General features: G+C 46.7%; 8 protein-coding genes. 3 read left to right on the forward strand and 5 right to left on the reverse strand.

What is annotated here, in order from left to right; genetic code table 11:
• Nucleotides 1-129: 129 nt before the first annotated feature.
• Nucleotides 130-657 (reverse strand): non-heme ferritin, encoded by a 528-nt coding sequence (gene ftnA / locus R7P35_RS23330; RefSeq protein ID WP_005379167.1) that lies wholly within the window; start codon nucleotides 655-657, stop codon nucleotides 130-132.
• A gap of 282 nt (nucleotides 658-939) precedes the next feature.
• On the opposite strand from ftnA, the gene uspA reads away from it, so the two are divergent.
• The gene (uspA, locus tag R7P35_RS23335) at nucleotides 940-1365 is read left to right on the forward strand and encodes a universal stress protein UspA (RefSeq protein ID WP_005379165.1); all 426 of its coding nucleotides are present in this window, start codon (nucleotides 940-942) and stop codon (nucleotides 1363-1365) included.
• A 64-nt stretch (nucleotides 1366-1429) separates the two neighbouring features.
• The gene (locus tag R7P35_RS23340) at nucleotides 1430-2308 is read left to right on the forward strand and encodes a carboxylate/amino acid/amine transporter (RefSeq protein ID WP_017635030.1); all 879 of its coding nucleotides are present in this window, start codon (nucleotides 1430-1432) and stop codon (nucleotides 2306-2308) included.
• Nucleotides 2309-2377: 69 nt separating this feature from the next.
• Here R7P35_RS23340 and R7P35_RS23345 read toward each other — a convergent pair whose 3' ends face one another.
• The 3 genes from R7P35_RS23345 to R7P35_RS23355 form a co-directional block, all read right to left on the reverse strand.
• On the reverse strand, nucleotides 2378-2950 hold the full coding sequence (locus R7P35_RS23345) for a hypothetical protein (protein ID WP_017635031.1): 573 nt from the start codon (nucleotides 2948-2950) through the stop codon (nucleotides 2378-2380).
• Between the two features lie 186 nt (nucleotides 2951-3136).
• Nucleotides 3137-3916 (reverse strand): class I SAM-dependent methyltransferase, encoded by a 780-nt coding sequence (locus R7P35_RS23350; RefSeq protein WP_017635032.1) that lies wholly within the window; start codon nucleotides 3914-3916, stop codon nucleotides 3137-3139.
• Between the two features lie 89 nt (nucleotides 3917-4005).
• Nucleotides 4006-7131: an EAL domain-containing protein gene (locus tag R7P35_RS23355; RefSeq protein WP_042522576.1), complete on the reverse strand. Its 3126-nt coding sequence runs from the start codon at nucleotides 7129-7131 to the stop codon at nucleotides 4006-4008.
• 113 nt (nucleotides 7132-7244) lie between these two features.
• Here R7P35_RS23355 and asnC point away from each other — a divergent pair, with 113 nt between their 5' ends.
• Nucleotides 7245-7709: a transcriptional regulator AsnC gene (gene asnC, locus R7P35_RS23360; protein ID WP_005389595.1), complete on the forward strand. Its 465-nt coding sequence runs from the start codon at nucleotides 7245-7247 to the stop codon at nucleotides 7707-7709.
• Nucleotides 7710-7775: 66 nt separating this feature from the next.
• Here asnC and prlC read toward each other — a convergent pair.
• Nucleotides 7776-9377, reverse strand: a 1602-nt coding sequence (gene prlC / locus R7P35_RS23365) for an oligopeptidase A (protein WP_318092712.1), incomplete at its 5' end; no start/stop codon positions are given.

Genomic DNA, 9377 nt, shown 5'->3' on the forward strand with positions numbered 1-9377 from the left:
ACCATTAGCGCAAATAAGATTGTGTCTCCACTGATCATCTTTTCCTCCCTACATCTTCAACAATGCTCAAGAGAAAAAGACGATCAACACTTCGTCTTTACCCGCTACTTACAACGTCCCAAAACGCGTTTACGCAGCTGGAGCATCCATGATTGAAGATGAACCTTCTTTCGCCATTTGTGCTAGATCTTTGTCAATGAAGAACAACGCTTTACCGTCTTCACCTACCAGTTCGATCTTATCTAAAATCCCTTTAAACAACTTCTCTTCTTCGTGCTGTTCTGACACGTACCACTGTAGGAAGTTAAACGTTGAGTAGTCTTGGCTAGTAAATGCAACGTGCGCCAGTTTGTTGATTTTTTCCGTGATCATTTGCTCATGTTCAAATGTCTCGCGGAAAACGTCACCTAGGCTCGCAAAGTCATGCTTTGGCGCATCAATAGCGCCTAAGATTGGCATTGAGCCAGTTTCACTCACGTAAGTGAATAGGCGTTGCATGTGCTCCATTTCTTCTACGGCGTGAGCGCGTAAAAATTCAGCCGCACCTTCAAAACCTTTGTCTTCACACCAAGCACTCATTTGTAAGTATAGATTGGATGAGAAAAATTCTAGGTTAATTTGCTCATTCAATTGTTCGACCATAGTTTGAGACAGCATGTTAACTCCTATTATTGTGCATGCAATATACCCAAGTAACCTCGAAATAAATGACGCTGCGAGAATAGCTTGGTCTGGCAGACACGGCGAAGTTTCACTTCAACTCTAGTCAGTAACACTACGCTTATTTCAGCATATCAAAGTCACTTGGGTATAACGCCACTATAACATGATTACTGAGACAAGACTTTGTACCTACGGCACCGATATGAGATCACTTCAGCAAATTTTTTTTGGGGTTGGTGCTAATCTAAAACTATGACCTTACAAGGAGATAGCAATATGAGTTACAAACACATACTTGTGGCAGTCGACCTTTCAGACGACAGTAAAGTGTTGATTAAGAAAGCCGTATCACTGGCTAAACCTCTGGATGCGAAAGTCTCTTTTATTCACATCGACGTGAACTACGCAGAACTCTACACCGGGCTTATCGATATCAATATGGCAGAAGCGCAACATCAAGCAATGGAAGCATCGCGCACACAATTGGCAAACTTCGCTGAATATGCGCAATACCCAATTGCCCATACTTTAGTCGGTAGTGGCGATTTGAGTAATGAGCTGTGCGATACCATTCAAGATTACAGTATTGATTTGGTGGTTTGTGGTCATCACCAAGATTTCTGGAGCAAGATTCTATCTTCGACTCGACAGCTGATTAACTGCTCACCAGTCGATATGCTGGTCGTACCGCTAAAAGACTGATTGGCGCAGCGATAAAACTTGGTTAGACTGCGGGCACATTTGTTGTTGATAAAGATTCTCATCCATGGCTTATCTATCCGCAGTTACCCTACTTTGGGCATTCTCATTTAGCCTGATCGGCGTTTACCTCGCCGGTCAGGTTGATTCTTGGTTCTCGGTGTTCATGCGCGTGGCACTGGCGAGCCTGGTTTTCATTCCCTTTTTGAAATTCCGTGGCGTTAGCAAACCCCTGATCGCGAAACTGATGACCGTCGGTGGCTTCCAGCTCGGCTTGATGTATTGCTTCTACTACCAATCTTTTTTGCTCCTTTCCGTGCCAGAAGTATTGCTGTTCACCGTATTCACACCCATTTACGTCACGCTAATCTATGACTTCTTGAAAGGTCGCTTTTCACCTTGGTACTTAGTTACCGCTGCAATAGCCGTATTTGGTGCTGCCTGGATTAAATTTGCAGGCATTAATGAAGATTTCCTACTGGGCTTTTTGGTCGTACAAGGAGCAAACCTCTGCTTTGCCATCGGTCAGGTGGGCTACAAATATATCATGGAGAGTGAACCCGTCGATTTGCCACAACACACCGTGTTTGGCTACTTCTACTTAGGTGCACTTTGTGTAGCAACCGTGGCTTTCGCGCTCATGGGTAACCTCGACAAACTACCTACCACTGCAACACAATGGGGCATTCTGACATACCTTGGGTTGATTGCTTCTGGTTTTGGTTACTTTGCTTGGAACAAAGGCGCGACTATGGTGAACGCAGGTGCACTGGCAGTAATGAACAATGCATTGGTTCCGGCGGGCTTGATTGTAAACATTGTGATTTGGAACCGCGATGTTGATGTCATGCGACTCGCCATTGGCGGTGCGATCATCATGCTATCCCTATGGATTAACGAAACCTGGGTGAAAAAGCGCGTAGAGATGAGCTACGCCAATAAGTAACGCAGCTAATCCTATAAACATTTCGACAATAAAAAACGCTCTCCGACTGGAGAGCGTTTTTTTATTTGATTAATGCACTTTGGCTTGTGAGATTGCGTTCATCAAAGCATTAGGTGGCGTTGGCAGCAACACTTCTAGTTTCGCATTACGCGCTTCCAGTTTACGCTGACGCTTAAGTAACTTTTGTTGTTTTTTCGCCACTTTTAGCAACTTCTTTTGCTGCTTATAGTGCTTTTTCAGTGCTTTTTTCGCTTTCTTGAGCGATTTTTTATCGGCCAAATCAAACAGTGCAGGAGCCGCCATCGACACTGGTGTCACCACTTTCGCGGCTTGTTTCTTCTCTTTCACTCGCTCGACCACACGTTTCACGATCGCCGCCTTTTCTGCGCTGTGTTTTGACGTGACGGAAATGGATTGCGCAGGCAGCGCTTCAGCTAACAAACCGCATGCTTGTTGCTCGTTTAACGGCTTGTCTTGGCATTTTTGTGGAGGAATTGCGGCAGGCTTACACAATGAGTCTTTAGAAGCGGAAGAGCGTGCACAAGAGCGACAAACGAACTTAGGTGCGACGACCAAACGGTGAATGTCACCCAAGTTGGCCGCAATTTGTTTGCGGTTCATCTTACATAAGCGTTTAGACATTCGACTACTCCAGCTTCCCAATTATCGACAGCATCACAACAAGTGAAATAATAATAATTCTTAGTTAGATATACAGTCAGAGTGTCGAATTAGCAAGTGAAAACTATCAATAGTGTTCAGGAAAGAATGGCAGCGTCACAGCACTTGGTTCAATGCTGTGACGAGAAGTTTTTGCGAGTCAGGAGGTTATGCCATCGAGGCTTTGACGTAGACGTCGAAACGATTCTTTTTGGTTTCAATCGCCATGCTTGGCTTTTGCTCGTTCAGCCAATTCGCGTAGTCCGGGCGCTTAACTACTACACGCTTTGTGGCTAACGCCATGGCTGGTCCTAGTAGGCCATCGGCGTCCAAATCAGCGCCAACCAACGATTGGAAAACGCGCATTTCTTTTTTCACGAGCGCCGACTTCTTTTTATTTTCTGGGTGCGGATACATCGGGTCAAGATACACCACATCTGGCTGGACAAAGTCTTTATCTTGCGCCAATTGTTCCAGCGCATCATGGCTAGAAGCATGGATTAGCGACATGCGCTCAGATACCCAGGTGCCGATTTCTGGGTCTTGTTTCGCTCGATCCAAGCCATCATCTAACAAAGCCGCTACGACTGGATGACGCTCGACCATCTGCACTTTACAACCTAGCGAGGCGAGCACAAACGCATCACGACCAAGACCTGCCGTGCCGTCTAACACGGTTGGCGTTGCCCCTTTGTTCAACCCCGCAGCTTTCGCAATTGCCTGGCCTTTACCACCACCGAACTTGCGACGATGACCGACCGCACCACCAATCAAATCCACAAAGATTGCACCCAGCTTTGGCTCATCCACTTTACGTAGCTCCAAACGCTCGGTGGTTAGCACCAAAGCAAAATCGCTATCGTCAGTGTGTGAAAGCTGCCAACGCGCAGCGAGTTCATCAAGATGAGATTGTTGAGACGGGTTTTCACAGATCAATTGCAGTTGCAAAAGGAGGCTCCAATAAAAATCGAGGTAACTGGCGCTGAGTGTATACCTAAGTTACCTATTAATGCTAGGTTGAGCTTGCTACGCAGAGGTTATACAGCCGTCAGTTGCTCCACTAGCTCAGAAAGCGGCTTAGGATGGCCAATACCGTAGCCTTGGCCGTAGTCCACACCGAGGTCTATCAAATGCTGCATGACCTGGTCATTTTCGACAAACTCCGCCACCGTCACTTTGCCTAGTTGCTTCGCCAAGTCATTGATTGAACGAACCATCACGCGGTCCATTTCATTTACGTTGATATCTTGCACGAAAAGACCATCAATTTTCACGATATCGACAGGAAGTTTCTTTAAGTAACCAAATGAAGACAATCCAGATCCGAAATCATCCAATGCAATCATGCAACCCAAAGACTTTAGCTTGGTAAACAACTCAATGGCTTGATCCAGATTGCTCATCGCCGCTGTCTCGGTGATTTCTAAGCAGATTTTTTCACACGGCAGAGTCGAACTTTCCAATCGCTCCAATAAGAAGTCAATAAACTCTTGATTCCCCATAGATTGACCTGAAAGGTTTATCGAACAGCGACCAAGCTGTTCAACCACCTCAGGACGCTGTTCAAACCACTCTAGTGTTTGAGTAATAACCTGCTTATCAATCCAATGGGCAATGTTGTAGCGCTCGGAAGCAGGGATAAACAGCGCAGGAGAAACATAATCACCGTACCCATTGCGAATACGCACCAAAATCTCAAAATACATTTGAGTCTCGTGCTTTTGTAAGCTTTTTATCGGTTGAGCAAACAGTTCTAAACGTTGATTCGACAATGCCTCATGCACCAAATTGACGCTCTGCATTTCCATCTGACGACGCTGCAACTCTTCGTTATCTAAGCTGAATAGATTATAGCGGTTACGGCCTTGCTCTTTAGCGGCGTGACAAGCAGAGTCTGCTTGAGCGTGCACCATTTGTGGCGTATCAGCGGTATGATCGATGATACGGATACCAATTGAGCAACTGATGAACAGGCGTGTGTCTTCCCAAATAAAGAGGTGTTCGCTTAGTGTCGAGATGATCAGTTTGGCAATATTGATGGCGCCATATTCGTCACAGTCTTTGAGTAACACCGCAAACTCATCGCCTCCCATTCGAGCCAAGATGGAATTGTACGGCAGAACGCCTTCCAGCATACTGGCGCAGAATTGAATCGCCGCATCACCTGCATCATGCCCAACCGTATCATTGAGGACTTTTAGTTGATCTAAGTCGAGGTACAACATGGCGTGGACTCGACGATGGCTGTCCACTTCGCACAGTGCGGTCTTAAGCTCTAGTTCAAAATGGTTTCTGTTGTAAGTCCCCGTCAGTAAGTCATAGCGAGCTTGGTATTCCAATTTCTCGGAGAGCAGTTTGGTTTCGGTAATATCTTCGCCCACAATCAGCAGTTGCTCAGATTCACTCAGCGGACGAATATTCTCGCGCACCCAAACACGATGACCATTTGCATGACGATACTCGACTTCACGTCGCCAAACACCATGCACTTGCTGGTTGGGTTGCAATAACACTTGGCGAGGGAACAGCACTTTGTCATCAAAATAGAACTCCCTCAGGCGATGTCCGAGCATGTCCATCGGTTTGTAGCCAAGAAGTAGTTGAGCAAATCGATTCACTTCTTGAATTCGGTTATTACTATCAAGCGTCACCATCATCACGGGCTGCTGCTCATAATAGTTGCGTAGGGTTGACTCACGTTGGTAGAGCTTGTCCTCCATCAATTTACGACTGGTAATATCGCGCGCTTCAAACAAGTATTGCTTATGATTCCCTACTTGCTGAGAAAAAGGCTTGAGCGAAACTTCTAATACCAAGGCGCCGTGTTCTTTACTCCAAATTTCAGCTTCAAACGTCGACACTTGATGGTGAGGCGCATGGAAATACTCCTCTAGCAGCGCTTGGGCTTTCTCACTCCAGTTGGGATGAAACCAAAGTGGTCGGTCTAAACGCAGTCCTTGGTGATAAAGTAAGGATTGAAGGTGATCGTTGCCCGATTTAAGCACACCGTTGGCATCCAAAATGCCCATATACTGCATGCTCTGATCGAAAATCGATTCTAGAATAGCCTGGCTTTCTCGCACAGCGCTCTCACTTCGACGCATCCGCTGTAAATAATAACCCATCAGCAAAATGACCACCGACATCACCACCAACAGGCTACCAAACAGGCGAATTTCCTTGGCAAAACGTTCAGAAAGCTTCATTGGCTTATTAAAAAATACCGCAGAAACCTCTTGTTCAGCCCCCAATCCCCAACGCGCTACCGCTTGGTAATCGAGCTTTATTTCAGAATCACTTTTTTTCACCTCAGGCAGAGGCTGATCAGGGTTATCCAAAACGAATTCAAGCATCTCTGCACTCTCAATACCATGCCGATAACCACTTTGAATAACCCCTCCAACTGCGCCATGACCCAAACCAATGTCATGCACCATAAACAGCGGCGCGTTTGAGACTTTGTTGACACCAACCCAGTCACGCTCGCTGCCAACCATACCTTGTTTATCTCGGTAATAGGTCCAGAACAAGACGACTTTATCGGAACTCAGTTTTGCGACTTGTTGTTTTAGATCGATGATACTGTCTGGGACAACTTGTACGATTTTGTCTCGATATTGCGGGAACTTGAGGACAAAATTGTCGATTTGATAACGCAACACCTCACCGGTCACCGAGTGGTCACTGACGATGAGAACTTGTGTGTAGTTCGGATGTAAGCGCTCAATAAGAGCGAGATTCGCTTCCAAATCGACATCTTCCATGACTCCGGTTGCATTCAGAGAACGATGTAAAGAAGGATGGTAGTTATTAATGCCGTTAAATATAACTGGGGTGTCTTTGATGATTGGGGCTAAACGCTGCATGAGTTCAAGTGCATTGTTATCGCTCACTAAAATGGCATCGAATCGCTCTTTGCGTAATTTCGTAAGATACAAGGATTTTAGTTGCGCAAAAAACTGCTCACTCTGGTTACGTTTCGAGTCTAGATAGAGCACACGCATGTCCAGCGCTCGATCGCCCAGCTGTTGCTCGATGCCTCGCTGTATGGAGTCCGTCCAGAAAAAACCCTGATGATAGGAGTGCACGACCAACACCTTCGGATCTGAGGCCGTAGCAAACGCGCTCCAACATAGCGCGGCAATAACCAGAAAACGCTGCACATTATCTCCATAGCTCGGAGTTAACCCGCAGTTACTCCTGCCAAACCTTGTGAATCCTATCCGCTATGAGTATAAAAGGGAGGTAAAACTCTATCCCTAACGGAAATCATAGTATGAATGCGAGCCTGCCGAAACTCGACGACCTTGACCGCGCAATATTAAAAACACTGATGGCTGACGCCAGAACGCCCTACGCAGAAATGGCAAAGCAGTTCGATGTCAGCCCTGCCACTATCCATGTGCGTATCGAGAAGATGAAGTCGGCGGACATCATCGAAGGAACGGAGGTGATCATCAATACTAAAAAGCTTGGCTACGATGTGTGCTGCTTTATTGGTATTAACCTCAATGCAGCTCGTGATTACCACTCCGCGTTAGAAAAACTCAACGCGCTCGACGAAGTCGTTGAAGCTTACTACACCACGGGCGCGTATAACATATTCGTCAAATTGATGTGCAAATCGATTGAAGAGCTGCAATTTGTACTGATCGACAAGCTGCAAGCCATTGATGAGGTTCAGTCCACGGAGACATTGATATCGTTGCAGAACCCGATCAACCGCAACGTAAATCCGTAAAATTTTTTATAAAAAATGTACAAAAAAGGCCAACCGTTCGGTTGGCCTTGATGTTTTTTGCTCAATTTACGCCGCAATACCCGAATGGCGCAACAGTGCATCGATTTGTGGCTCGCGGCCACGGAAGCGCTTAAACAGCTCCATTGGCTCTTCACTGCCTCCCATTTCTAGGATGTTGTTCAGGAAGCTTAGACCCGTCTCTTTGTTGAAGATGCCTTCTTCTTCAAAGCGAGAATACGCGTCTGACGACAGCACTTCAGCCCATAGGTAGCTGTAGTAACCCGCACTGTAGCCACCAGCAAAAATATGGCCGAAGCTGTGTGAGAAACGCGCCCACTCAACCGCAGGAACTACCGCGACTTTCTCTTTCACTTTCGCCAGAGTTTCCAGTACACGCGCACCCACTTCTGGGTCATATTCAGTGTGAAGCGTGAAATCGAACAAGCCGAATTCTAGCTGACGCAAAATACCCATCGCAGATTGGAAGTTTTTCGCTGCGAGCATTTTGTCTAGCATCGCTTTCGGTAGCGGCTCACCTGTCTCATAGTGACCAGAAATGAACGCCAGAGCGTCCTCTTCCCAACACCAGTTTTCTAGGAACTGACTTGGTAGCTCAACCGCATCCCAAGGCACGCCATTAATACCTGAAACAGCACCTGTATCAACTTGCGTCAACATGTGGTGGATTCCATGACCAAATTCATGGAATAGCGTCACGACTTCATCGTGCGTGAACAGTGCTGGTTTGTCGCCCACTGGACGGTTGAAGTTACACGTTAGATACGCAACCGGCGTTTGCAGCTCGCCAGATAGCGTAACGCGACGACCACGACAATCATCCATCCACGCGCCGCCACGTTTGTGTTCACGAGCGTAGAGATCTAGGTAGAAACTGCCACGGAGTGTGCCTTCAGCATCAAAGATATCGAAAAAGCGCACGGACTCATGCCAAGTGTCTACGCCTTCGCGCTCTTTTACTATCATACCAAACACGCGGTTTAGCACTTCAAACAGACCGCTCACGACTTTTGACTCTGGGAAGTATGGGCGCAGTTCTTCATCCGAAATTTGGAACAGGTGCTGCTTTTGTTTCTCGCTGTAGTAAGCGATATCCCAAACGTTCAGCTCTTCAACACCAAACTCACTTTTCGCAAACTGACGTAACTCTTCGACTTCACGTTCACCTTGCGGTTTCGCACGTGTCGCTAGGTCATTCAGGAAGCCCAGCACTTGATCCGGCGTTTCAGCCATCTTTGTTGCTAACGACTTTTCACTGTAAGTATTGAAACCTAGCATACGTGAAATTTCATGGCGCAGTTTTAGCTGCTCAGTAATGATTTCTGAGTTATCCCATTTGCCTGCGTTTGGACCTCGATCAGAAGCGCGCGTCACGTACGCTTCGTACACTTCTTTACGCAACTCTTGGTTATCGCAGTACGTCATGACAGGTAGGTAAGATGGGATATCTAGCGTAATGAGGTAACCATCTAACTCTTTTGCTTCTGCGGCAGCTTTCGCTGCTGCCAGCGCCGATTCTGGCATACCTGCTAGGTCTTTCTCGTCTGTGATGTGCTTGGTCCAACCCATGGTGGCATCCAGCACATTGTTAGAGAATTTAGAGCTCAGCTCAGACATACGTTTGCTGATCTCGCCGTAACGGTGCTGCTC

The sequence above is a fragment of the Vibrio sp. Vb0304 genome (assembly GCF_033338995.1).
Taxonomy (GTDB): domain Bacteria; phylum Pseudomonadota; class Gammaproteobacteria; order Enterobacterales; family Vibrionaceae; genus Vibrio; species Vibrio alginolyticus.

Excerpts from the sequence above, each read along its gene's own strand:
- uspA (WP_005379165.1), top strand. The coding sequence starts at position 940 with ATGAGTTACAAACACATACTTGTGGCAGTCGACCTTTCAGACGACAGT.
- R7P35_RS23345 (WP_017635031.1), bottom strand. The coding sequence starts at position 2,950 with ATGTCTAAACGCTTATGTAAGATGAACCGCAAACAAATTGCGGCCAAC.
- ftnA (WP_005379167.1), bottom strand. The coding sequence starts at position 657 with ATGCTGTCTCAAACTATGGTCGAACAATTGAATGAGCAAATTAACCTA.
- R7P35_RS23340 (WP_017635030.1), top strand. The coding sequence starts at position 1,430 with ATGGCTTATCTATCCGCAGTTACCCTACTTTGGGCATTCTCATTTAGC.
- asnC (WP_005389595.1), top strand. The coding sequence starts at position 7,245 with ATGAATGCGAGCCTGCCGAAACTCGACGACCTTGACCGCGCAATATTA.